Origin of the sequence: Mesorhizobium sp. M0060, assembly GCF_040323155.1 — a bacterium.
GTDB lineage: Bacteria > Pseudomonadota > Alphaproteobacteria > Rhizobiales > Rhizobiaceae > Mesorhizobium.
In genome coordinates, this window is sequence record NZ_JAMYUP010000012.1 from 142195 (window position 1) to 165942 (window position 23748).

Here is a 23748-nt window from a genome sequence, read left to right on the forward strand (position 1 = left end):
GGCTTGGGGAGGGTCAATCGCGGCAGCGTCACGGGACGGCGCAAGTGAATGATTGGACGGGTAAAGCTGAAATGACTCCTATGGAAAAGGCGGGGTGGACGCCGCTGCCGCATTCGGACGAGGACCTGGAGCGGTCGAAAAGCGTGCCGGACACGCCGCAAACGCGCGCGGAGACGTATCGGCTGGCCTGGAACGACCCCGATTTCATGACGCGGCGCGAGTTGCGCGCGGTCAGGCTGCAGCTCGAACTGCTGAAGCCGGAGATGATCCTGGCCGAGCGCGGCATTCAATCGACCGTCATCCTGTTCGGCGGCGCCCGCATCCCCGAACCCGGCGGTGAGGCCTGGGCGGCCAAGAACGAGACGCAGAAGAAGAACCTCGAGCAAAACAGCAAATATTATGAGGAGGCGCGCAAATTCGCCCGCCTCTGCTCGCAGCAGTCGGCCACCTCGTACTATCGCGAATTCGTCGTGGTGACTGGCGGCGGGCCTGGTGTCATGGAGGCCGGCAATCGCGGCGCCGATGATGTCGGCGCGCCATCGATCGGGCTCAACATCGTGCTGCCGCACGAACAGGCGCCAAACGCTTACGTGACGCCGGAGCTCTGCTTCAATTTCCACTATTTCGCGGTCCGCAAGATGCATTTCGTCATGCGTGCCAAGGCCGTTGCGGTGTTTCCCGGCGGCTTCGGCACGATGGACGAATTCTTCGAGACGCTGACCCTGATCCAGACCGGCCGCATGGAACGCGTGCCGGTCATCCTGTTCGGCAAGGCTTTCTGGGCAAGGGCGATCGACCTCGATTTCCTCGCCGAGCAAGGCACGATCACGCCCGGCGACCAGGACATCATCGATTTCGTCGACACCGCCGACGAGGCCTGGGGGATCGTCAGCCGCTTCTACAAGCTCTGATGCATAGGAAACAAAGGTTTGAACCGCGCCGCCGCGATCAAGCGGTGACTTCGACGATCGCCGTGAGAAAGCTGGCGAGGTCGTCGGTGACGAAGTCCACGTCGTCCTCATTGGCCGGGTCGCGCTCCCAGATTTCCGAGAAGGTCGGCTCGAAATTGCGCGGCACCACCAGCACCGTGGTCATGCCCAGCGATTTCGGCACCGACAGGTTGCGGGCGAGATCTTCGAACATCACCGCATTTTGCCCGGTAACAGCGTGGAGTTCGGCAAATTTCTCGTAGGACTGCCGTGCCGGCTTGGGATTGAGCCCGGCTGCGACAATGTCGAAAATGTCGTCGAAATGCTCGAGGATACCGAGCTGCCGCGCGGTGCGTTCGGCATGCCGGCGATCGCCATTGGTGAAGATGAATTTACGGCCGGGAAGCTGGCGTATGGCCGTGCCAAGGACAGGATCGGGCACCAGCCAGGAATAATCGATGTCGTGCACTTTCTCGAGAAAATCGTCGGGGTCGATGCCGTGGCGCGTCATCAATCCGTTCAGTGTCGTGCCGTATTCCCGGTAGAGCTCCTTTTGCAGCTTGCGTGCTTCCTCGCGCGGCAGCGTCAGCAACTCTCCGACATAGGCGGTCATCTTCACATCGATCTGCGAGAACAGATTCGAATGGTGCGGATAGAGCGTGTTGTCGAGATCGAACACCCAGTCGGTGACATGGGCAAAGCGGGCGGGATCGGGAAGCGCGGTCATACCGTCCTTATGGCACGAAACGATCTTTCTAGCAGGGGGTTTATCCACAACCTATGCGCGCTAAGAGTGGTAAAAAACGCGACACGATTAAAATCTTACGCATCGCCGAAAGGTGACATTCAGCGCTTGCTGACACGAAGACGGACCAGTGGGAGCAAGCGATGAATCGCATATTTCTAAAGTCTGCCGCCATCGCTTTCGCCTCCGTCGCCGCCTCACTTCTGTTGACGCTGATCGTTGTTCCGGCAATGGGGTTTTCGATCAATCGCACCATCTGGCTGACGTCGACCCTATGCCCGCTCGCTCTGGCCTGGGGCGCCGGCGCCTATTCGTTCTGGCAGAGCGAAAGGTTGAAAAACGCGCACCGCGACCTTGCTCGCAATCATGCCCAGCTTGCCGCCGCGCATCGGCGCCTGGCGGAAAAGGCGAGCCGCGACGACATGACCGGCATGCTCAACCGCGAAAGTTTCTTTGGCGCCCTCGACGGCTCCCGGCGCAAATCCGATCGCGGCGCATTGCTGATCATCGATGCCGACCATTTCAAGACCATCAACGACAGTTACGGCCATCTGATCGGCGACGACGCGCTGCTTCTGATCGCAAATGCAATAGAGCGCGGCGTGCGTAGCGGCGACATGCTTGGCCGCATCGGCGGCGAGGAATTCTGCGCCTTCCTGATCGGCGCCACCGAACACGAAGCCAGGCGCGTCGCCGAGCGCATCCGCCGTGAAGTCGAGTGTATCCGTTTCCGCCCCGTCGACGAACGAACGGTTCCGCTGACCGTCAGTATTGGCGGCATCACCTGCGGCGAGGAAATCGACGTGTCGGATCTGATGCGAGCCGCCGATCGGCGGCTCTACGAGGCCAAGCATCGCGGCCGCAATCTGTCGGTCCTCGACAGGGACATTTCCGAAGCGGCGTGAGCCTTGGCGGTCGTTAAGAAGAACTAACCTTTTAGATCTTTGCCGGGTCGAGCGCCGGCTCGCCTTTGCGGCGCGCGACGATCGCCGCAAGATCGGCAGTCTCGAAAGCATCACGCAGGACGTCGAAGGATGGCAGTACGAAATAGGCGCGCTGGAACTTGTCGATCTCGTAGCCGGTGCGCATTACGGTTTCCAGGTCGAAGGGGACATGGTGCGCCTCGCCGCCTTCAACGGCGAACTGAAGCTCCGTGAAGGATGACATCAGCCCGGCGCCGAAAGCCTTCAGCGGCTGGCCCGCCTCGCGCATCAGCCCGTATTCGACGGTGTACCAGTAAAGCCGGGTGATCATCTCGTCGCCGCCGAGCGCAATCACGCTGTCGGCCTTCTTGCCATACATCTGCATGAAGTCGGCAAAGACCGGCTGCGTCAGGATCGGCACGTGACCGAAGAAATCGTGGAACATGTCGGGCTCGACAATGTAGTCGAGCTCCTTTTGGGTTCGCAGCCAGTTGGTGACCGGGAACCGGCGGTTGGCGAGGTGGTCGAAGAACGGCGTGGCGGGAATGAGCCCCGGCACAGCGACGATCTCCCAGCCGGTGAGCTTGCGCAGCTTCTCGCTGACCGCACCGAAGTCCGGGATCTTGTCGAGAAGGCCGAGCGCCGCGACGCCATCGAGGTAGGAGTGGTGGGCCAGCTTCCTGGTCAGCTTCGTCTGGCGGTCGCACAGCGTGCGCCACACCGCCTGTTCTTCGTCGGTATAGTTATAGCCCTGCGCCACGGTGAAATCGGCACGGCAGACCGAATAATCGCCGCGAAGGCCTCGCGCCGCGCATTCGCGGGCATAGTCGGCAACGTTCATCGTCATTGGTTTGCTCTCCCTACAAATCATGATTAGCGGATTGCCGGAAATTCTAGCCGGAGGGCGCGAGGCAAATCAGCTTTGATGGTGGCCCAAATGCGGGCTTGGAGGTAAAAGACTCCACGATCGAGCTTCGGGAGAGTGAAAATGCCTCAGTTTGACGAATTCGAGATCAAGATGCTCGACATCCTGCAGCGCGACGGGCGCAAGCCGGTATCGGAGCTGGCGCAGGAGATCGGCCTGTCGACGACACCTTGCGCGCGGCGCTTCGAGGCTCTTCAGCAGGCGGGCATCATTAAGGGCTTCGCCGCGGTGCTCAGCCGTCGCGCCGTCGGGCTGATGGTCGAGGTGTTCATCCAGGTGCGCTTGACCAGCCACAGCGACGGCTCGCCCGAAAGCTTCATCGCCGCCGTTCAGCGCATGGACGAGGTGTCCTCATGCTGGACCATGACCGGCGACCATGATTTCCTGCTGCATGTGATGGTGCCGTCGGTCGACGAGCTCAATGCCTTCGTCATGCACCGGCTGATGCGGCTCGAAGGCGTGCGCGACGTCCACACCCAGCTTGTGCTGCAGAACATCAAGGGGCCTGGCCATGTCCCGCTTGCACATCTCAGACGATAGGCATTTCTGCGGAAAAGCTGCACACAAACTGCTGAAGCGAGCCAATCTCCGGAGCTAGATCGCCGACTACGACATGCGGACCGCCATTGCATAAGGTCCGCCATGAAAATCGTCCTGATCAACCCGCCGCATACAGCTATCGGCAGCCGTGTGCCGGACGACCACCTGCCGCCGCTCGGTCTGCTGGCACTGGGCGGTCCGCTGATCGACGCGGGACATGAAGTGCGGCTTGTCGACGCCGAATTCGGGCCGATGCCGCTTGCCACGCTGGTCCGGGACGCCTTGAGCGACCATCCCGACTGCATTCTGATCGGCCATTCCGGCTCGACCTCTGCGCATCCGATAGCCCTGCTGATCGCCGGCATGGTCAAGCACATCGATCCGGCGACAATCCTGATCTATGGCGGCGTGTTCCCCACCTATCACTGGCGCGACATACTGGCCGAAACGGATGCCTTCGACTTCATCGTGCGCCGCGAGGGCGAGGCGACAATCGTGGCGCTGGTCGAGGCGCTGGAGAAACGCAAGCCGCTGTCGGACGTGGCGGGCATCGCCTTTCCTGACGATTTGCGGCGGCCCTTCGCCACCAAGCCGGCAAGGACGATCGCCAACCTCGACGACTACCGCGTCGGCTGGGAACTGATCGATCATCGCCGCTATAGCTATTGGGGAGGCAAGCGTGCGGTGGTCATGCAGTTCTCGCGAGGCTGCCCGCATCTGTGCAACTATTGCGGCCAGCGTGGCTTCTGGACGCGCTGGCGGCATCGCGACCCCGTGAAATTCGCGCAAGAGATCGCCTGGCTGTACCGGCAGCATGGCGTCGAGCTGATCAACCTCGCCGACGAGAACCCGACATCCTCCAAAAAAGCCTGGCGCGCCTTTCTCGATGCGATGATCGCCGAGAATGTGCCGGTGCTGATCGTCGGCTCGACCCGCGCCGACGACATCGTCCGCGATGCCGACAGCCTGCATCTCTATCGCAAGGCCGGCGTCATCCGCTGGCTGCTTGGCATGGAAAACACCGACGAGCAGACGCTCCAGTTGATCCGCAAGGGCGGCAGCACCTCATCCGACCGCGAGGCGATACGGCTGCTGCGCCTCAACGGCATCTTGTCGATGGCGACCTGGGTGGCCGGTTTCGAGGACGAAAGCCTCCGTGACCTCTGGCGCGGCTTCCGCCAGCTGATCGCCTATGACCCCGACCAGATCCAGGCGCTCTACGTCACGCCGCACCGCTGGACGCCGTTCTTCAGGATTGCCAGGGATCGCAAGGTGATCCAGCTGGATGCCCGCCTGTGGGACTACAAGCATCAGGTGCTGCAGATGACCCGGCTCAAGCCGTGGATATTGTTCTTCGCCGTCAAGCTGATCGAACTGGCAGTACAGTCGCGGCCAAAGGCTCTGGCGCGTATCCTGTTCCACAAGGATCCGGAGCAACGGCATTCGATGCGCTGGTACACAAAAATGGGCCGCCGCGTCTGGTTCCGCGAAGTCTGGGGCTTTCTGGTCCGCGACCGCCGCCTGAAAAATGGGCCGACGCTGGCCGAATTCTGGGGCGCGCCGCAGGACGAGGAAGAGGAATCGATGGTGGTCGCGCACCCGGCGCGCAGGCTGACACCGCCTGGGATCACGATTTCGCCGCGGCCTGACCGGCTCCGGGCAATCTCTTAACAAACATACGCAACGTATGTGTATTGACATACGGAATGTATGTACCCACTTCAGGCATACGGGACGTATATCAATGACCGCCCCGTAAAGTGGAGCGCAGCGATCCAAAACCCTGAAGTCTTGCGAGCGGCTCTCGCCCTTCCCGGTGAAGCCACATCGCGATGGTCGCGAGGTCTGGCCGGCCTGCCTTGTCCGAATGGAGTGAAACAATGACCAAACGCGATGCGATCTTCCCTGCCGGTCGGCAGGCCCTCTACGAGATCAACCGCTATTCGGCGGCGATCCGCTCAGGCGACTTTCTGTTCGTTTCGGGCCAAGTCGGCAGCCGCGAGGACGGATCGCCCGAGCCAGCCTTCGAAAAGCAGGTCCAGCTTGCCTTCGACAATCTCGCGGCGGTGTTGAAGGCCGCCGGTTGCACGTTCGACGACATCGTTGACGTGACCACTTTCCACACCGACCCGGCCACGCAGTGGGAGGCGATTGACGCCGTTCGACTTAAGGCGATCGGTGAACCGCCCTACCCGAACTGGACCGCGGTGGGGGTGAATTGGCTGGCGGGCTTCGATTTTGAAATAAAGGTCATCGCGCGGCTTCCTCGGCCCGGATGATCGACTGGCGGCGAGCGACGAAGGCGGAGATTGCCTAAATCGATCGTTCACCGCCCGCCTGTCTCGACAAGCGCTGCGATGATGATCTGACGGTCATCCGGGCTATCGCAGCGTTGGACAGACTGGGGCCACTCACGGCACGATCAGCGTGCCGGCGCCGTGTTCGGTGAACAGCTCGAGCAGCACCGCATGCGGCGTCTTGCCGTTCAGGATGACGACGCCTTCGACGCCGCGCTCGATTGCCTCGATGCAGGTCTCGACTTTGGGGATCATGCCGCCCGAGACCGTGCCGTCCTTGATCAGGGCCTTGGCCTCGGCCACGGTCAGTTCGTCGATCAGCTTCTTGTTCTTGTCGAGCACGCCAGGCACGTCGGTGAGGAACAGCAGGCGCGTCGCCTGACAGGCGCCGGCGATGGCGCCGGCAAAAGTGTCGGCGTTGATGTTGTAGGTATGGCCGTCGCGCCCGGGCGCGACCGGCGCCAGCACCGGGATCATTTCGGATCGCGCCAGGAGGTCGAGCAATGTGCGGTCGACCTCTACCGGCTCACCGACGAAGCCCAGATCGAGCACGCGCTCGATGTTGGAATCCGGATCGATCATGGTCTTGCGCGCCTTTTCGGCGAAAACCATGTTGCCGTCCTTGCCACACAGGCCGATCGCCCATTCGCCCTCGGCATTGATCAGTGCGACGATCTCCTTGTTGATCGACCCGGCCAGCACCATCTCGACGATCTCGACGGTCTTCTGGTCGGTGACGCGCAAGCCGCCCTCGAATTTGGATTCGATTCCCATCTTGCTGAGCATGGCACCGATCTGCGGCCCACCGCCATGCACGACGATCGGGTTGACGCCGGACTGCTTGAGCAGCGCGATGTCGCGGGCGAAGGCCTTGCCGAGCGCAATGTCGCCCATCGCGTGGCCGCCATATTTCACCACGACCGTCTTGTTCTCGTAGCGCTGCATATAGGGCAGCGCCCTTGAAAGCAGCGCGGCCTGCATTTCGGCGGTGGCGGCGACGTCCGTCATCGGCGTGGTTCCCAGCTTGGCATGAACGGCGGCGTCTTAGCGGGAATTGCAGCAGGCCGCAAACGGCTTTGCCCTCATCATCGATCAAATCATCTTCTATGCCGGCACCTGCAGCGGCGCCCGCCTCGTCAGCCATCCCGAGATCTTTTCCATCTGCGCGGCGAACGACAAAAGCGTTTCCTCGTCGCCGGGGCGCCCGGCGGCCTGGATGCCGAGCGGCAGGCCGGTATCGGTGACGTAGACCGGCAGCGCGATCGACGGTTGTCCGCTGACGTTCTGGATCGCCGGCCAATGGGTGAACCACAGGCTCTTGTCCATCAGCTGGCCGAATAGCGGCTTGAACTTCAGCAGGCCGGCGAGGCGCAGTCTGTCCAGTACGTTCTCGATGAATTCGTCGGCGCCTTTCGGGTCCATGACGCCGCAGGCGAGCGGCGGGTGCGCAATAACTGGCATCAGCACCGCATCATAGCGCGCAGTCTCGGTGATAAGCCGGCGCGAGGCGGCGTGCAGCCGCTGCAGGCCGGCATAGATCTCGCCGGCCGAGACGATTTCGCCGAAGCGGCTCATCACACGCGTGGCGCGCTCGATGTCGCCTGAGATGGAGCGGCCGACGCGCAACGCTTCGCCGCGCATCGTGCCGGCCACCGCCGCAGCGACGGTTCTGGCAAAATCGGCGATGAAATCGCGATCGATATAGGGCAGATCGATCTCCTCGACGCTGTGCCCGCCGTCGCGCGCAAGCCCAATCGCCGTATCCAGAGCTTTCAGCGTCTCTTCCGATATCGGCAGGCCGAGCGGCGATTTTCGGTAGGCGGCGAGCTTGAGCTTGCCCGGATCGCGCCCGGCTGCGGTGGCGAAACTGCCTTTCGGCGGCGGTGCCGCGTAGGGCGACAGCGGGTCGGGCCCGTGGGTCAGGTCGAGCAGCAGGGCCGTATCGCGCACCGAGCGGGCCACCGCATGGTCGACGACGAAGCCGTACCAGCTTTCGGTGATCAGCGGCGTCAAGGGAACACGGCCGCGCGAGGTTTTCAGCCCGACCAGCCCGGTACAAGCCGCAGGCACCCTGATCGAGCCGCCGCCATCCGACGCATGCGCCATCGGCACGACGCCGGCTGCGACCAGCGCAGCCGCACCGCCCGAGGAACCGCCAGTCGTATGTGCGGTGTCCCATGGGTTGCGGGTGACGCCGAATGCCGCCGATTCGGTCACCAGCCTCAGCCCGTGTTCGGGTGCGGTGCTGGTGGCGATCGGAATGAGCCCCGCGGCCAGATAGCGTTCCGTCATCACCGAGTTGAAATCGGGGGTGAAGGCTGGGATACGGCTGCCGCCATGCGTCGGCACCCCCTTCATGGCGATGCCAAGATCCTTCAGCGCAAAGGGCACTCCGGCAAACGGCAGCTTGCGATCAACGGTTTTCGCCCGCGCCCGCGCCGCCTCATAAAGTGGTTCGGCGATGGCGTTGATCTCCGGGCGGGTGGCCTCGGCCCGGGCGATCGCCGCATCGACAAGATCTTGCGGTGTGATCTCTCCCTTGTGCACGAGTGCGGCCAGGCCGATTGCGTCATGCTCCCACAGAACCCGTTCAATCGACATGGTCGCTCCCCCGCTCATGGCAAGCTAGCGGGCGGCGATTTCCTTGGCAATCGACGCTGGTGTTGCCGGTGCGCAAGACCATTTCAGTCGTTGCAAATACATTGCAATTGCCTAATTTGGCACCCGATGACGCCGCAGGACATCAGCAACCTGATTGTCCGGACTTCGATGAAGGACCGGGCTGCGTTCGATCTGCTCTACCGGCAGACCAGCGCGAAACTTTTCGGCGCCTGCCTTCGTGTATTGAAGGACCGGGGAGACGCAGAAGAGGCGCTTCAGGAGGTCTTCGTCAAGATATGGACCAAGGCGGACCGTTTCGCCGTCTCGGATCTGAGCCCGATTTCCTGGCTGGTGGCCATTGCGCGCAATCATGCGATCGATCGCATCAGGGCGCGGCGAGAGCCTGCCGCCTATATCGATGCCGCGCTCGACGTGGCCGATCCAGCGCCGGGACCGGAGGCCATGGCCGTGACGGGCGGTGAGTCCGAACGCATCTACCATTGTCTCGGTGAATTGGAAAAGGACCGGGCGGCGGCCGTCCGGGGCGCCTATCTGGATGGCAAAAGCTATGCCGAACTGGCGGAGCGCCATGGCGTGCCGCTGAACACGATGCGGACCTGGCTGCGGCGCAGCTTGTTGAAACTGAGAGAATGCCTGGAAAGATGACGCTGGCTGACGACAACGGACCGGAACGTGGGGGCGACGACCTGTTCGCCGCCGAATACGTCCTTGGCGTGCTGGCCGCGGACGAACGCGAGATCGCGTCACGCCGCATCGATGCGGACGCCGCCTTTGCGCGCCTTGTCGACAGCTGGGAGGCGCATCTTTCGCCGATGGCCGCGGCCTATCCGTCGACAGAGCCTCCGATCAGGGTCAAGGAAGCATTGGACCGCCGGCTGTTCGCGGCAGGGCCGCGCGCCGGCCTCTGGTCGAGCCTTGGCTTCTGGCGCGGCCTTGCCGCTGCCGCCGTTGCGGCCCTGGCAATCTATATTGCCCTGCCTTACGTCAATCCACCGGTCGTCGAGCCGCAGGCTCGGCTTGTCGCCTCGCTGGCAGCCGAAGGCAGCGACGTCAAATACCTCGTCGTCTACGACGCCGCCCGTCACGATGTCGGCCTTTCCCACGTCTCCGGCGAGCGGGCCGCCGGCAAGGACTTCGAGCTGTGGATGATCGAAGGCAAGAATGCGCCGGTATCGATGGGCGTCATCCCGGCCGGTGCGACCGCGCATCTGGCCATCCCGCCGGCCGTCCAGGAGAAATTGGCGCAAGGCGCCGTGCTTGCGGTCAGCGTCGAGCCTGCCGGCGGTTCACCGACCGGCCAGCCGACTGGACCGGTGGTCGCAGCGGGCGATCTGAAGAGCATCTGATCACTTTTCGCATTGGGTCTCTTTGGAAAAGAAGAAATGAAGTCCATCATCTTGTGATGAAAGGCTTGCAAAGCTTGTTGGCGGCGAGCGATTTGCGCTGAACAAATTTCAACAAGACAATGTTTTTTCCGAAGGGAGCGAAACTCCCGCATTTCTGCCCCGTATCTCCTTGCGTTCCCCAAAGATGGGAAAGACAACCAGAGGAGTCTGACACCATGCGTAAATTAGCCACCCTTTTGCTTGCCGGTACGATCGTCATTTCCGCGCTCGCCACTGCTGCCTATGCCGAAAATCCGATGGTCGGCGGCGCCGCCATGTATGCGAAGAAGAACATCGTCGAGAATGCCGTCAACTCGAAGGACCACACGACGCTGGTCGCCGCCGTCAAGGCTGGCGGCCTGGTCGACACGCTGCAGAGCGCCGGCCCCTTCACCGTGTTCGCGCCGACCAACGAGGCCTTTGCGGCACTTCCAGCCGGCACGGTCGAGACGCTGCTCAAGCCTGAAAACAAGGACAAGCTGGTCAAGATCCTGACCTGTCACGTCATCGGCGCCAAGGCGACGGCGACCGACGTCGCTAAGATGGTCAAGGCCGACGGCGGCGCGCACAAGGTCAAGACGGTCGGCGGTTGCGAACTGTCGCTCAAGACCGACGGCGGCAAGGTCACCGTGACCGACGAGAACGGCAATATCGCCAATGTGACCATTGCCGATGTCGAGCAGTCGAACGGCGTCATCCACGTCGTCGACAAGGTTCTCCTGCCGAAGATGTAACAAAACGGGCGCGACCAGCGAAGATATCGCTAAGGCCTCCCTGCGCACACTCCGCGCCGTTCACGCCAGACGTGGAAAGGCGCGGAGTTCCCGCTTTGAGGACAGCGATCGTCACCGGCTTTTGATTTCCATGTGGCGGTCGAATTTGGCACAAGCAATGACAGGAGGAATGGCCATGAACCGTCGCGAGCTTCTTTTGAGTGGAGCGGCAGCCATTGGCGTTGTCGCAGGCGCCACCGCGCTGCGCATGGGCGGAGCCCAGGATGCGAGCGCGGCCGAGACCTTCGAGGTCACCAAGACCGAGGCCGAGTGGCGCGCCATCCTGTCCGACGCCGCCTTCAATGTGTTGCGCAAGGAGGGCACCGAATATCCAGGCACCAGTCCGCTGCTCAACGAGCACCGCAAGGGCATCTTCGCTTGCGCCGGCTGCGACCTGCCGGTCTATTCCTCCGAAACGAAGTTCGATTCCGGTACCGGCTGGCCGAGCTTCTGGCAGGAAATCCCCAACGCCATCGGCAAGACCGTGGACAGGTCTCTGGGCATGGCCCGCACCGAGGTCCACTGTCGCCGCTGCGGCGGCCATCTCGGCCATGTCTTCGACGACGGTCCGCCGCCGACCGGCTTGCGGCACTGCATCAACGGCGTCGCCTTGACCTTCAAGCCGGCGACGGCCTGACAAATCCAACCAGCATACGAACCAACTAGCATACGAAAAAACTCCGGGCTTGCGGCCCGGAGTTTTTGCGTGGTCAGAGCTTTCCGGGCTTGGACTGGAGGAACGTCCCCGAAACCGCTGCCACGTTTGCGAATCAGTGTCCGCCACCGCCGCCCTGAGCGACTGGCTTGCGGATCACCAGGGTGAAGAGCCCAAGCGTCGCGAACAAAACCGTCAGCATGAAGAATACGTCCATGAACGACAGCAGCGATGCCTGCTGCTGGACCATGCCTGACAGTTTGGAGATGGCCGCCTTGGAGGCGTCGAGCCCGGCAGTCTGCTCGAAGTTGAGCGTCATGTTCTGCAGCTTCTGCTGCGCCGCGGCACTGCCCCATTGCACGTGCTCGGAGAGCCTGGCGTAGTGGAAGGCATTGCGGTCGATCAGCACCGTGTTGATGACGGCCAGGCCGACGGCGCCGCCGAGATTGCGGGTCAGGTTGAACAGGCCCGACGCGTTCTTCAACCGCTCCGGCGGCAGGGTTCCGAGCGCAATGTTATTGATCGGCACCATGCACAGCATCATCGAACAGCCGCGCAGGATCTGCGGGATCAGCAGCTCATAGAAATCCCAGTCGGCGGTGAGATGCGTCATCCACCAGGTGCCCGTGGCGAAGCCGAAGAAGCCGATCATCATCATGATGCGCGGGTCCATCTTGTTCGACAGGATGCCGGAGATCGGCGCGGTGAAGAACATGGCCAGGCCGCTGACGAACAGCGCCTCGCCGATCATCATCGAATCGTAGCCGCGGATGCGCCCGAGGAACACGGGATAAAGATAGGTCAGACCGTAGAGGCCGATGCCGACGACGAAGGAGAACAGCGAGCCGAAGGCAAAATTGATATTGCTGAAGGCCCTCAGATCGACAATCGGCTCCTCGGCGGTGAACACGCGCCAGAAGAACAGCACTGCGCCGAAGGTCATGATGATGGCGCAGATGAACACCGCCTGATCCTGCAGCCAGTCATTGTTCGGACCTTCCTCCAGCACATATTCCATGCAGCCCAGGAAGGCGGCCATGCCGGCAAGCCCCCACCAGTCGAACTTGCTGAACAGCTTGAGATTGGGTTTGTCGAAGTCGATCAGCGACCAGGCGGCCGTCGTCACCAGAATGCCGGGCACGACGTTGACCAGGAACAGCCAGTGCCAGGACATGGCATGGCTGATAGAGCCGCCGACGGTCGGGCCGATGGTCGGCGCCAGCGTCGCCACCAGGCCGATCATCGGCGAGACGATGGCGCGACGCGACGGCGGGAAGATGGTGAAGGCGGCTGCAAAGACGCTCGGGATCATGCCGCCGCCGATGAAGCCCTGCACGGCGCGGTAGACGATCATCTGGTCGATGTTGGTTGCGGTCGCCGCCAGTGCGCTGGCCGCGGTGAACCCCGCCGCCGAAATCGTGAACAGCACGCGCGTCGACAGCATACGGCTGAGAAAGCCGGACAGCGGGATCATCACCACCTCGGCAATCAGATAGGCCGTCTGCACCCACGGGATCTCGTCGGAACTGGCGCTCAAGCCCGCCTGGATCTCGGCCAGCGAGGCCGAGACGATCTGGATGTCCAAAATCGCCATGAACATGCCGAACACCATCGCCAGGAAGGCGATGACGCGGCGCGTCGAGATGTGGTCGACCGGCGCCCGAATGGCTGGCGCCGGCGCCGATCCTGCAGTCACGGTTGCGGTCGCCATGACGTTGCTCCGATGGTCCCGGTTACTTCGACGCCGAAGGCGCGGTGCGGCTGTCGACGGCGACGACGACACTCAAGCCGGCGCGCAGCCTGCCCGTCTTCAGCACCTCCGCTGGGACGTCGATGCGAACCGGGACGCGCTGCACGACCTTGGTAAAGTTGCCGGTGGCGTTTTCCGGCGGCAGCAGCGAGAACACTGCTCCGGAAGCCGGCGCCAGCGACGACACGGTACCCTCGAAGTCCTGGCCATCGATCGCGTCGACCGACACCCTGACCTTTTCACCAGGCACCAGCCGGGCAAGTTGCGTCTCCTTGAAATTGGCGACTATGTAGAGCTTGTCCATTGGCACGATGACGGCGAGCTTCTGTCCGGGGCTGATCAGGTCGCCCTGCTCGACCGAGCGGTTGCCGACCACGCCGTCATAGGGTGCGCGCAGCACGGTGAAGGACAGATCCCGCACCGCCTTGTCGTGGGCAAGCTGCAGCGAGGCCAGCGTGCTGGCCGATTCCGCCCGCTGCGCCTGGAGCACGCCGATATTGGCCTGGGCCGCCGCGATCTGCGCGTCGGCGCCGGCTAGTGCGGCATTGGCTTGCTCGACCGCCGTCTGGGCATCGTCCAACTGGGCCTGGGTACCGACGCGAGTCTTGAGCAACTGGGCGGCACGGACCTGAACCCGCTTCGCATTGTCGGCCGCGGCCTGGTCGGCGGTCTTCTGTGCCTGCGCCTGCTTGAGCGAAGCGCGCGCCGCCTCGGTCTGGGCATCGATGCGGTCGAGCGTCTTGGTCAACGTGGCGATCTGCGCCGCGGCCTGGGCAACGGCAATCTTGTAGTCGCCGTCATCGACCACCAGCAGCGGGTCGCCGGCCTTCACCTGCTGGTTCTCGGTCACCTTGACCTGATCGACATAGCCCGAGATTTTTGGCGAGATGAACGCCGTGTCGGCCTGAACATAGGCGTCGTCGGTCGTGATCATGAAGCGCCCGTCGGTCCAATAATCATAGCCATACCAGGCGCCGGCGCCCAGCAGGGTCAGGCCGATGATGGGCAGCAACATCGAGCGCATCGAGCGCTTCTTCTTGGCGGGAGCCAGCGGGGTGACGTCGGCGGGGTTGGCAGGGGCTTCCGGCGCTTCGATCGCAGGCTGGACCTTGGCACTGGGGAACGGGCGGACTTCGGCACTGGTGGGCGCGTTCGAGGACATGATATCTCTCTAAATTAACTGGCGCTGAATTTTGTCAGACTGAACCGTTCGGTTCGATCTTGACGTTGACTTAGCGCTTAAAGAGGCCCATATCAAGAGCAATCGAACCGGATGGTTCGAATTATTTTACGAGGTGTGACATTATGGCCGAAGCCCCCAAGGCCGCTCCTTTGCCTGATTCAGGCCTATTGCCCAGCACTGGCAAGGATCAGTGCGACCTGCTGGACAGTCTGCCCCGCGGCCGCCCGGCTGCGGGCCAGGACCCGGTCAAGCGCAGCCAGATCATCGACGGCGCGCGCCGTGTCTTCATCGACAAGGGCTTCGAAGCGGCGTCGATGAACGACATCACCCGCGAGGCAGGCGTGTCCAAGGGCACCATCTATGTCTATTTCGCCAATAAGGAAGAACTGTTTGAAGCGCTGATCGAGGAAGAGCGCGGCACGATCTTCAAGAACATGTACGAAGTGCTCGACCAGATCGGCGATCTTCGCGCGACGCTGGTGAAGTTCGGCATTGTGCTGTCCGTGAAGATCACCTCGGCCAGGGTCATCCTGGCGCAGCGTACGGTCATCGGCGCGTCGGAACGAATCCCGGAGCTTGGCGCGCGGTTTTACGAACGCGGCCCGAAGCGTGGCCATGACAAGGTTGTGGTTTTCCTCAACATGGCTATCGAACGCGGCCTGCTGAAGATCGATGACGTCGAGCTTGCCGCCTATCAGTTCACCGAGCTATGCTTGGCCGGCCTTTTCCGCCAATGCATATTCGCCTATCGCACCAAGGCGCCAAGTGCGGCCGAGATCGAGCATATCGTCAGGTCGGGCGTCGACGTGTTCCTGAAGGCCTACGGCACCGAACAGCTTGCCGCCGAAGAAAGCGCTTCAAAATCCGCCTGACGCGACAGTGCCGTGCGTCCTGCCTGGACGCGTAAAGACCTTATCCGCCGTTGGCGGCGAGCACGATCGCCGCACGCAGTTCCTCGAGGCCCTCGCTCTTTTCTGACGACGTGGCGAGCACGAAGGGAAAGGCCGCCGGGCGTTTCTTGATTTTCGCCAGCGTTTCTTCGATCAGCCGCGGCACCCCGGCAGCCTTGATCTTGTCGGTCTTGGTCAGCACGATCTGATACGACACCGCCGCCTTGTCGAGCAACGACAGCACCTCGTCGTCCTTGGCCTTGATGCCATGACGGGCATCGATCAGCACGTAGACGCGCTTCAGCGTCACCCGGCCCTTGAGATAGTCGAAGACGAGCTTTGTCCACTCGTCGACCTTTTCCTTGGGCGCCGTGGCGTAGCCATAGCCCGGCATGTCGACCAGCGCCATCGGCGGCAGGTCGGCGCCTTCTCCCGAAAATCCGCCCGGCACGAAATAGTTGAGCTCTTGCGTCCGCCCCGGCGTGTTGGAGGTGCGCGCCAGTCCCTTCTGGTTGACCAGCGCATTGATCAGCGACGATTTGCCGACATTGGAGCGGCCGGCAAAGGCGATCTCGGGCGGTCCTTCCGGCGGAAGGAATTTCATCGCCGGCACGCCGCGGATGAAAATCCAGGCTCGCGTGAACAATTCGATGCCGATCGTGGTCTTGTTCAACGCGTTCAAACCGCTGCCTCCAGAAGAAAAATGTTGCTGCCACGAATGGCATCGAGATTGCGGCTGATTTTTTCCACCGGCCAGTGCCACCACGCCAGCGCCAGGAGCCGCCGGATGGTCCTGTCGTCGAAGCGCATCTTTACCACCTTGGCCGGATTGCCGGCGACGATCGCATAGGCTGGCACATCGTGCGTCACCACCGACTTTGCCGCGACGATGGCGCCGTCGCCGATCTTCACGCCGGGCAGCATCACCGCTTCCATGCCGATCCAGACGTCGTTGCCGACGATTGTGTCGCCGCGCAATTCCTTCGACCATGTCGCCGGGTCGAAACCCTCTTCCCAGCCATGACCGAAGATGTTGAACGGATAGGTCGAAAAGCCGGACATGGCGTGATTGGCGCCGTTCATGATGAAGCGCGCGCCCTCGGCAATGGCGCAGAACTTGCCGATGACCAGCCTGTCGCCGATGAACGGATAATGATGCAGCACGCATTTTTCGGCGAATTTGTCGGGCCCGTCCGGATCGTCATAATAGGTAAAGTCGCCGATCTCGATGTTCGGCGCCGTCACCAGCGGTTTCAGAAAGCCGACGCGTGTGTGCAACGGGATCGGATGCTTGATCGATGGATTGGGTCCGGTCATATCGAGGTCCGTCGAGCAACTGCCAGGCAGGTCAAAATAGCGCGATCCGTCCGCGGTACCAATCGCTTAGTCCAGGCTCGCTTGGTCTAGGCGGGCAGCTTGTGCAAAAGCCCCGGACGAACCGGGGCTTTTTGGTTTCGCATTATCGGAGCGCCGGCTATTCTGCCGGCGACGGTTTCTTGCGGAACAGCGCGACCAGATTGTCCCACAATTCGATCTTGGCGCCCTGGCGCTTCATGATCACGCCCTGCTGGAGGATCGACAGCGTGTTGTTCCAGGCCCAGTAGATGACGAGGCCGGCCGGAAAACCCGCCATCATGAAGGTGAAGATCACAGGCATCCAGGTGAAGATCGCAGCTTGCGTCGGGTCGGGCGGCGTCGGGTTCATGCGCATCTGCAGGAACATCGTCACGCCCATGATCAGCGGCCAGACGCCGATCATCAGCATATGCGGCAAGGTGATGGGGACCAGCCCGAACAGGTTGAAGATCGATGTCGGATCCGGCGCCGCCAGATCCTGGATCCAGCCGAAGAACGGCGCGTGCCGCATCTCGATGGTGATGTAGAGCACCTTGTAAAGCGAGAAGAACACCGGGATCTGCAACGCCACCGGCCAGCAGCCGGCAAGCGGATTGATCTTCTCGGTCTTGTAGAGCTCCATCATCGCCTGCTGCTGCTTCATCTTGTCGTCCGCGTATTTCTCGCGGATCTCGAGCATCTTGGGCTGCACCTTCTTCATATTCGCCATCGACGCATAGGACTTGTTGGCGAGCGGGAAGAACAGCGCTTTGACGATGACGGTGGTGGCGAGGATCGCCAGACCGAAATTGCCGAAGAATTTGTAGAGCGTGTCGATCAGCCAGAACATCGGCTTGGTGATGAAATAGAACCACCCCCAGTCGATCAGCAGGTCGAACTGGCGAATATGACGGTCCTTCTCATAGGCGTTGATCGTCGAGACTTCCTTGGCGCCGGCGAATATCTCCGACTCGACGGTCGTCGACTGCCCGGGAGCGATTGTGACCGGATCGGACAGGAAATCGGACTGGTAGCTGTGCGGGTGAGGTCCGCTTTTGAACTCAAAGTAAGAGAATTTGGGTTGAAATTCGCGGCCGCCCGGCGGCACCAGGGTCACCGCCCAGTATTTATCGGTGATGCCGAGCCAGCCGTCGGTCGACTTGCCTGGTTTGTATTCCTTGTTCGATTCGACGCTGGAGTATTTGTATTCTTGCAGGCCCTCGCTTCCGGTAACGCCGATCAGGCCTTCATGCAGCACATAGGTACTGGCGATAGCCGGCTTGTCGAAACGGGTGACGCGGCCATAGTTCGATAACGTCGCCGGCGCCGAGCCGCCGTTCTGGACCGTGTCGGACACGGTGAACATATATTGTCTGTCGACCGAGAAGGTGCGTTTGAAGGTCAGGCCCTTGTCGTTGGTGAAGGTCAGGGTGACCGGCGTCGCCGGGGTCAGCGCCGCATTGCCGTCGGTCTGCCAGACCGTGTCGGGCCCCGGCAGCCTGCCCACATCCGGCGTGCCGGAAAAGCCGATCTCGGCGAAATAGCCGTTCGGCAGGGACGCTGGGTTGAGCAACGCGATCTCGGGCGAGGTCTTGTCGACCGTCTCCCTGTAGTGCTTGAGCCGGAGGTCGTCGAGGCGGGCGCCGGTGAGGTTGATCGAGCCTTCGAGGCTCGGTGTGTCGATCTTCACGCGCGTGGTCGAGGCAAGTGCCTGGTCGCGGCCGGCCGGCGTCACGGCGTCGCCGCCGGGCGCGTTCGGAATGGCGCCCGGTTGCACCGGCGTTTCGCTGGCGCCGGGAGTGGCGCCCTCGGCTGCCTTCTTCTGCTCGGCCACGCGCTGTTCTTCGATGCGGGCGGCTTCGCGCTGCATCTCGCTGCGTGGCATCACATAGAAATATTGCCAAAGCGCCAGGATCAGCACCGACAGTGCGATGGTGATGAAGAAGTTGCGGTTGTTTTCCATCGAAGCCCTTGGCCTATCGTGTTCCACGCAATCTGCGGGAGAGTTCGGCCTTCAACTGGCCGAACGGAGTGGTAAGCACGTCTTCACGCCCGACGATGACATAATCATTGCCGGGCGCCATGTCATCCGCGGCATGCGTGCGCACGGCCTCTCTCAGCCGCCGCCGGACGCGGTTGCGAACGACGGCATTGCCGACCTTCTTGGTGACCGTATAGCCGACGCGCGGCGCCTCGCTGTCACTGCGATCTAGAACCTCGACGAGGAAAAGCCGCCCACGGCGCTTTTCGCCACGGCGGACGGCCAGGAATTCCGCGCGCTTCAGAAGCCGCTTGGGATGGGGGCCCGTTGGCTTGCCGGTTGCGGGCAACGATCTTGTCTCTCGCTTGGTGCTCAGGCGCTGAGACGCTTGCGGCCGCGGTTGCGGCGGGCTGCGACGACGCCGCGGCCACCCTTGGTGGCCATGCGAGCACGGAAACCGTGCCTGCGTTTGCGGACGAGTTTGGACGGCTGGTAAGTACGCTTCATTTGTTTAAATACCGCGGGGTGCGGCCCTTCTTGATTCTGTCACTTTGTAACAGGAGCTTTGCCGGGCCGGTTTTGGCGCGATCGAAACCGCGCCGGGACGAATGGCCCGAGCGTGAGCGGGCTTATAGAAAGAAGGGTTTTGGAAGTCAATCCAGCGTGTCGGGCCGGCGTTGTCCGACTGGCAGGGAAGTCTTGCGGCCCTTTGTACGATTCCGACCAAGGATGAATTTGGCAAAAAAGCCGCAATCGCCTAATCTCACCCGATCAAGCGATCGTGAACACAAGCAGCGGCTAAGACGGGCAGCCGCTAAGACAAGCGGCCGTGAAGACAAGCAGCCGAAGACAGGCAGCCGTGACGACAAGCATGAGTGAAGTCCCTCCCATGGACGATAGCGTCGCCCAGGCGCAGGCCGCCACCCGCAGGGTGCCGCTGGCGCGTGGCCTGTCGACCAAACTTCTGCTGCTCACCATCGTCTTCGTGCTGTTGGCCGAAATTCTCATCTTCGTCCCCTGGATCGCCAGCTACCGGCTGAGTTGGCTGAAGGAGAGGCTGAGCACTGCCGCTGCGGTCTCGATCGTCCTGGTGCAGGGCGAGCCTGCCTCGCTGTCGCGTGCCGCCCAGAACGACGTGCTGATGGCGATCGGCGCCAAGGCGATCGCCGTGCGTGACGGCGGCGTCTCACGCCTTCTGGTCGTGGCCGAAATGCCGCCGCAGGTCGACGACCATATCGATATCGCCAATGTCGGCATGATCAAGGGCATGACCGGCGCGCTGGACACGCTGTTTTTCGGCGGCAAGCGGATGCTGCGCGTTTTCGGGCCGGTCGGCGACAGCGACAAGGAGTTCGAGCTGATCATGCCCGACCACCGCCTGCGCAATGCCATGCTGATCTATTCGCGCAACGTCGCCTTCGTCTCGCTGCTGATCTCGCTGTTCACCGCCATGCTGGTCTATGCCGCGATAGACCTGATCATGATCGGGCCGATCAGGACGATGACACGCTCGATGCTGGCCTTCTCCGAGGCGCCGGACGACCCCGGCCGCATCATTCATCCTGCCGCCCGGGCCGACGAGATCGGCGTCGCCGAACGCGAGCTGTCGCAGATGCAGGAGCGGCTGCAGAAGATGCTGTCCGAGCAGAAGCACCTGGCCGATCTCGGCCTCGCCGTGTCGAAGATCAACCACGACATGCGCAACATCCTCGCCTCGGCGCAGCTGATGTCGGACCGCCTGCGCCAGGTCAAGGACCCGACCGTGCAGGCCTTCGCGCCGAAGCTGCTGCGCGCGCTCGACCGCGCCGTGTCCTACTCGGAGGGCGTGCTTGCCTATGGCCGAACGCAGGAGCCGCCGCCGTCGCGCCGCAGGCTGAGGCTGCGCCAGCTGGTCGAAGACGTCCAGGGCCTGCTCGACATCGACTGCGGCATCGAATTCGTCAATGCCGTCGATCCGGTGCTCGAGGTCGACGCTGATTCCGACCAGCTGTTCCGTGTGCTCACCAACCTTAGCCGCAACGCCGTGCAGGCGATGGCGGCGGACACCGAGAGCGCCGTGGTGCGCCGGCTGACCGTGTCGGCCGAGCGCATCGGCAGCGTCAGCCGCATCACTGTCACCGACACCGGCCCGGGCCTGCCGCCAAAAGCGCGCGAAAACCTGTTCGCGGCATTTCGCGGCTCGGCCCGCAGCGGCGGCACCGGCCTTGGCCTGGCGATCGCCCACGAGTTGATCCGCGCCCATGGCGGCATGGTGGAGCTGGTCGAAAGCATCGGCGGCCGCACCACATTCGCCGTCACCATTCCCGACCAGCCGGTCCGCCTCGACCAGGCTCGCAACGGCCTGCGCCGCCCGGCGTAACGGACCGTTTCGTTACGGAGCCTTCCCATTCGCAAATGGTCGATCCGACACGACCAGCTATCGGCTCGGCCGCCGTGTAACGACTCGTTTCGGTACGGACCGTTTCGATTGGCAAATGACCGATCCGAGACTACGACATATCGGCTCGGCCGCCGTGTGACGTGATCTCGCCTTGGCTGCCCGGCGCATGACGACAAAACGTGACGGCAAAACTTTTGGCCAGGATCGGCTTGCTTTTCGCAAATTCAGTCGCTAGGGAACACGTCACATCGCGGCCGGTCGCCAGGATCGGTTCGCGAGGCTATGCAAAGCATGGCCTGTTGCGCGCCCGTAGCTCAGCTGGATAGAGCACCAGACTACGAATCTGGGGGTCAGGAGTTCGAATCTCTTCGGGCGCGCCAAATACCGCCGTCAGCCGCCGTTTCCTCGGCTCGCGCCGCCCCCGGTACTCTGGCGCGACAGGCTGTGCGGCCAATGGCCGAATGCGAGTTCGAATCTGGCCGCTTCGCGCCTCCATTTCCGCCATTCAGACCACCGTTGCAACTTCCCGAAAGCTGACGGTCTGCTAAGCCGGCACTAAGGCCTCGAATGGGGTTGTAGCGGTTACGCCGCCGGTCACAGGTCCTGGAACACCGCCCAAGGCGTAGAGGTTTGGACTGAGCTGCTGCCGGTTCGGTGGACAAGAGGTTAGGCTAGGTTAGCTTGCCTCTTTGTATTCCACGGGGCTCAGATAGCCCAGTGTCGAGTGTCGGCACCTCGGGTTGCAGAAGCGCTCGATATAGTCGAACGCATCCTCGTCTAGGCTATCCGCCCGCGTGGTCGTTGCCACCGTGCGCGGCGACGAACATGGCGACGGCGGACCGGCAATAGGATTCGATTTCGTTGTCGTCCTCTGCTCTCGCCTGATCGAAGCGTGCGATAATCAGGAGATCGGATCCTTTGATAAGCGCGGCAAACAAGCGGGCGGACCGGAGAGGATTGGGCGCGTTCAGAACCGCCTTCGCGTGCAACTGACGCAACAGGGCCTCGATTTGGGCGATGACATAGGCGGGGCCGGCTTCGTAATGGAGCTTGCTTAACGACTTTTGATTCGTCTTGTCGGCCATGATCATGGCTTCGACACTGCGGACGTCCGGGCTCAACAGCGTGCGAAGCAGGGATGTTCCCACCGCCATGAGCTGATCTTCGGCCGAACCGTCGACGCGTTCAGAAAGGGCCAGTGGTGCAAACTGATGGCAGTGGGCCTTGATGGCCGCGCCGAATAGGGCCTCCTTGTTCTCGAAGTGCCGATAGATGCTGAGCTTGGATATCTTCGCCCGCTGGGCGACCTTGTCCAAGGTCGTCGCTTGAAAACCCAATTCCACAAAGAGTTCGAACGCGGCGTCGACGATCGTTTGGCCAAGCGCCTCGTTGGCGGGCCGGCCGCGCCGGCCCTGGCTAATTTCGGTCACGGTAATTCTAGTCCTTGACAGTATCCTAATTCTTGAATTACGATACCACGCAGTGTCTAAAATGTGCAAGCCAGGCCCAGCCCAACCACAACACGGAGCCCATCACCATGGATGACGTCATCATCATCGGCGGCAGCTTTGCAGGTCTCGCCGCCGCGCTGCAGCTCGGCCGCGCCCGCCGGAAGGTCACCGTTCTCGATACCGGCCTGCCGCGCAACCGCTTCGCCGGCCACTCGCATGGCCTGCTCGGCCACGATCACAAGCCACCGCTGGACATCCTGGCCGAGGCGCGGCAGCAGCTGGCGCGCTATCCCACGATTAGGCTGGTCAATGCCCGGGCCGACAGCATCTCCGGCGCCATCGACGATTTCTCCGTCGTCACTGGCGATGGCGAAAGCCTTGGGGCGCGCCGCCTGATCCTGAGCTATGGCGTCGTCGACCAGATGCCTGATGTTCCGGGCTTTGCCGAAGGATGGGGCACGTCCATCGTGCCCTGCCCCTATTGCGACGGCTTTGAAGTCGCCGACCAGCATTGGGGCCTCGTCTGGTCCGGCCCGCAGTCGCACAATCAGGTCAGGCTGTTCCACGATTGGACCGACAGGTTGACGGTCTTCACCGATGGTCACGACATTCCGCCTGATATCCGGGCCGATTTGGCGCGCCGCAACTTACCTGTCGTCGATGGCCGGATCATCGAGATCGCCCATCGCGGGGGCCATAGCGCCACCGTCAAGCTCGATACCGGCCCCAATGTCTCGGTTGACATCTTGTTCGCGCATCCGCGCAACAAGCCGTCCGCAAGCCTGCATGAATCACTGGGCCTCGCCACGGTCAATACACCCCTCGGCATCGCCCTCAAGGTCGACGAGCGCCGCGAAACCAGCATGCCCGGCATCTACGCCGCCGGCGACCTCGCAAACCCCCTCATGGCCTCGGTCACCACGGCAATATCGCACGGCGCGCTGGCGGGTATCTCGGCCCAGCAGTCGATGCTGGTTTGAGAGC

24 protein-coding genes, 1 tRNA gene and 1 pseudogene are annotated in these 23748 nt (G+C 62.4%); 13 read left to right on the forward strand and 13 right to left on the reverse strand.

The window, feature by feature from the left end; all coding sequences use genetic code 11:
- Positions 1 to 71: 71 nt before the first annotated feature.
- Entirely contained in the window at positions 72 to 911 is an 840-nt protein-coding gene (locus NKJ94_RS14650; protein WP_023718198.1) for an LOG family protein, read from the forward strand.
- A gap of 37 nt (positions 912 to 948) precedes the next feature.
- Here NKJ94_RS14650 and NKJ94_RS14655 read toward each other — a convergent pair whose 3' ends face one another.
- The gene (locus NKJ94_RS14655) at positions 949 to 1656 is read right to left on the reverse strand and encodes a pyrimidine 5'-nucleotidase (RefSeq protein ID WP_352525907.1); all 708 of its coding nucleotides are present in this window, start codon (positions 1654 to 1656) and stop codon (positions 949 to 951) included.
- A gap of 161 nt (positions 1657 to 1817) precedes the next feature.
- Between NKJ94_RS14655 and NKJ94_RS14660 the strand changes: the two genes are divergently transcribed.
- Positions 1818 to 2579, forward strand: coding sequence for a GGDEF domain-containing protein (locus NKJ94_RS14660; protein ID WP_352525909.1), 762 nt, complete (start codon positions 1818 to 1820; stop codon positions 2577 to 2579).
- 31 nt (positions 2580 to 2610) lie between these two features.
- On the opposite strand, the gene phhA is transcribed toward NKJ94_RS14660, so the two are convergent.
- Positions 2611 to 3444 carry a phenylalanine 4-monooxygenase gene (gene phhA / locus NKJ94_RS14665; protein WP_352525911.1) on the reverse strand — a complete coding sequence of 278 codons (834 nt, stop codon included), beginning with the start codon at positions 3442 to 3444 and terminating at the stop codon, positions 2611 to 2613.
- A 141-nt stretch (positions 3445 to 3585) separates the two neighbouring features.
- Between phhA and NKJ94_RS14670 the strand changes: the two genes are divergently transcribed.
- From NKJ94_RS14670 to NKJ94_RS14680, 3 genes are all read left to right on the forward strand, one after another.
- Positions 3586 to 4062 (forward strand): Lrp/AsnC family transcriptional regulator, encoded by a 477-nt coding sequence (locus tag NKJ94_RS14670; protein ID WP_352525913.1) that lies wholly within the window; start codon positions 3586 to 3588, stop codon positions 4060 to 4062.
- A 102-nt stretch (positions 4063 to 4164) separates the two neighbouring features.
- Positions 4165 to 5733, forward strand: coding sequence for a magnesium-protoporphyrin IX monomethyl ester anaerobic oxidative cyclase (gene bchE / locus NKJ94_RS14675; protein WP_352525915.1), 1569 nt, complete (start codon positions 4165 to 4167; stop codon positions 5731 to 5733).
- 209 nt (positions 5734 to 5942) lie between these two features.
- A complete protein-coding gene (locus NKJ94_RS14680; RefSeq protein WP_352525918.1) occupies positions 5943 to 6341 on the forward strand; it encodes a RidA family protein in 399 nt (132 codons plus the stop codon).
- A gap of 132 nt (positions 6342 to 6473) precedes the next feature.
- On the opposite strand, the gene argB is transcribed toward NKJ94_RS14680, so the two are convergent.
- A complete protein-coding gene (gene argB / locus NKJ94_RS14685) occupies positions 6474 to 7367 on the reverse strand; it encodes an acetylglutamate kinase (RefSeq protein ID WP_352525921.1) in 894 nt (297 codons plus the stop codon).
- Positions 7368 to 7463: 96 nt separating this feature from the next.
- Positions 7464 to 8960, reverse strand: a complete 1497-nt coding sequence (locus tag NKJ94_RS14690) for an amidase (RefSeq protein ID WP_352525924.1) — start codon at positions 8958 to 8960, stop codon at positions 7464 to 7466.
- A 126-nt stretch (positions 8961 to 9086) separates the two neighbouring features.
- Here NKJ94_RS14690 and NKJ94_RS14695 point away from each other — a divergent pair, with 126 nt between their 5' ends.
- From NKJ94_RS14695 to msrB, 4 genes are all read left to right on the forward strand, one after another.
- Positions 9087 to 9626, forward strand: a complete 540-nt coding sequence (locus NKJ94_RS14695) for a sigma-70 family RNA polymerase sigma factor (RefSeq protein ID WP_352525926.1) — start codon at positions 9087 to 9089, stop codon at positions 9624 to 9626.
- Positions 9623 to 10327, forward strand: coding sequence for an anti-sigma factor (locus tag NKJ94_RS14700; protein WP_352525976.1), 705 nt, complete (start codon positions 9623 to 9625; stop codon positions 10325 to 10327). The genes NKJ94_RS14695 and NKJ94_RS14700 overlap by 4 nt, the downstream gene beginning before the upstream one ends.
- A gap of 215 nt (positions 10328 to 10542) precedes the next feature.
- The gene (locus tag NKJ94_RS14705) at positions 10543 to 11100 is read left to right on the forward strand and encodes a fasciclin domain-containing protein (protein WP_352525928.1); all 558 of its coding nucleotides are present in this window, start codon (positions 10543 to 10545) and stop codon (positions 11098 to 11100) included.
- Between the two features lie 175 nt (positions 11101 to 11275).
- Complete coding sequence (gene msrB / locus NKJ94_RS14710; RefSeq protein ID WP_352525930.1) at positions 11276 to 11776, forward strand: peptide-methionine (R)-S-oxide reductase MsrB; 501 nt, start codon at positions 11276 to 11278, stop codon at positions 11774 to 11776.
- A gap of 133 nt (positions 11777 to 11909) precedes the next feature.
- Here the strand turns inward: msrB and NKJ94_RS14715 are convergent, their stop codons facing one another.
- Positions 11910 to 13505 carry a DHA2 family efflux MFS transporter permease subunit gene (locus tag NKJ94_RS14715; protein WP_352525932.1) on the reverse strand — a complete coding sequence of 532 codons (1596 nt, stop codon included), beginning with the start codon at positions 13503 to 13505 and terminating at the stop codon, positions 11910 to 11912.
- Between the two features lie 22 nt (positions 13506 to 13527).
- Positions 13528 to 14706 carry an HlyD family secretion protein gene (locus NKJ94_RS14720; protein ID WP_352525934.1) on the reverse strand — a complete coding sequence of 393 codons (1179 nt, stop codon included), beginning with the start codon at positions 14704 to 14706 and terminating at the stop codon, positions 13528 to 13530.
- Between the two features lie 143 nt (positions 14707 to 14849).
- Between NKJ94_RS14720 and NKJ94_RS14725 the strand changes: the two genes are divergently transcribed.
- Positions 14850 to 15599 carry a TetR/AcrR family transcriptional regulator gene (locus NKJ94_RS14725; RefSeq protein ID WP_352525936.1) on the forward strand — a complete coding sequence of 250 codons (750 nt, stop codon included), beginning with the start codon at positions 14850 to 14852 and terminating at the stop codon, positions 15597 to 15599.
- 40 nt (positions 15600 to 15639) lie between these two features.
- On the opposite strand, the gene yihA is transcribed toward NKJ94_RS14725, so the two are convergent.
- The 5 genes from yihA to rpmH all read right to left on the reverse strand — a co-directional run bounded on the left by yihA (position 15640) and on the right by rpmH (position 19440).
- Entirely contained in the window at positions 15640 to 16299 is a 660-nt protein-coding gene (yihA, locus tag NKJ94_RS14730) for a ribosome biogenesis GTP-binding protein YihA/YsxC (protein ID WP_352464742.1), read from the reverse strand.
- Positions 16296 to 16934, reverse strand: coding sequence for a CatB-related O-acetyltransferase (locus tag NKJ94_RS14735; RefSeq protein WP_352525938.1), 639 nt, complete (start codon positions 16932 to 16934; stop codon positions 16296 to 16298). Before NKJ94_RS14735 ends, yihA begins: the two co-directional genes overlap by 4 nt.
- A gap of 157 nt (positions 16935 to 17091) precedes the next feature.
- The gene (gene yidC / locus NKJ94_RS14740) at positions 17092 to 18915 is read right to left on the reverse strand and encodes a membrane protein insertase YidC (RefSeq protein WP_352525940.1); all 1824 of its coding nucleotides are present in this window, start codon (positions 18913 to 18915) and stop codon (positions 17092 to 17094) included.
- Between the two features lie 13 nt (positions 18916 to 18928).
- The gene (gene rnpA / locus NKJ94_RS14745; RefSeq protein WP_352525942.1) at positions 18929 to 19282 is read right to left on the reverse strand and encodes a ribonuclease P protein component; all 354 of its coding nucleotides are present in this window, start codon (positions 19280 to 19282) and stop codon (positions 18929 to 18931) included.
- Between the two features lie 23 nt (positions 19283 to 19305).
- Positions 19306 to 19440, reverse strand: a complete 135-nt coding sequence (rpmH, locus tag NKJ94_RS14750) for a 50S ribosomal protein L34 (protein WP_008833937.1) — start codon at positions 19438 to 19440, stop codon at positions 19306 to 19308.
- Positions 19441 to 19804: 364 nt separating this feature from the next.
- Between rpmH and NKJ94_RS14755 the strand changes: the two genes are divergently transcribed.
- Positions 19805 to 21292 (forward strand): ATP-binding protein, encoded by a 1488-nt coding sequence (locus tag NKJ94_RS14755; RefSeq protein WP_352525944.1) that lies wholly within the window; start codon positions 19805 to 19807, stop codon positions 21290 to 21292.
- Between the two features lie 324 nt (positions 21293 to 21616).
- Positions 21617 to 21693: transfer RNA gene (locus tag NKJ94_RS14760), tRNA-Arg, on the forward strand.
- A gap of 296 nt (positions 21694 to 21989) precedes the next feature.
- On the opposite strand, the pseudogene NKJ94_RS14765 reads toward NKJ94_RS14760, so the two are convergent.
- Positions 21990 to 22085: pseudogene (locus NKJ94_RS14765) on the reverse strand (IS3 family transposase); the annotation flags it as partial.
- 10 nt (positions 22086 to 22095) lie between these two features.
- Positions 22096 to 22743 carry a TetR/AcrR family transcriptional regulator gene (locus NKJ94_RS14770; protein WP_352525946.1) on the reverse strand — a complete coding sequence of 216 codons (648 nt, stop codon included), beginning with the start codon at positions 22741 to 22743 and terminating at the stop codon, positions 22096 to 22098.
- Between the two features lie 107 nt (positions 22744 to 22850).
- Between NKJ94_RS14770 and NKJ94_RS14775 the strand changes: the two genes are divergently transcribed.
- Positions 22851 to 23744 carry an NAD(P)/FAD-dependent oxidoreductase gene (locus NKJ94_RS14775; RefSeq protein WP_352525948.1) on the forward strand — a complete coding sequence of 298 codons (894 nt, stop codon included), beginning with the start codon at positions 22851 to 22853 and terminating at the stop codon, positions 23742 to 23744.
- Positions 23745 to 23748: the final 4 nt, after the last annotated feature.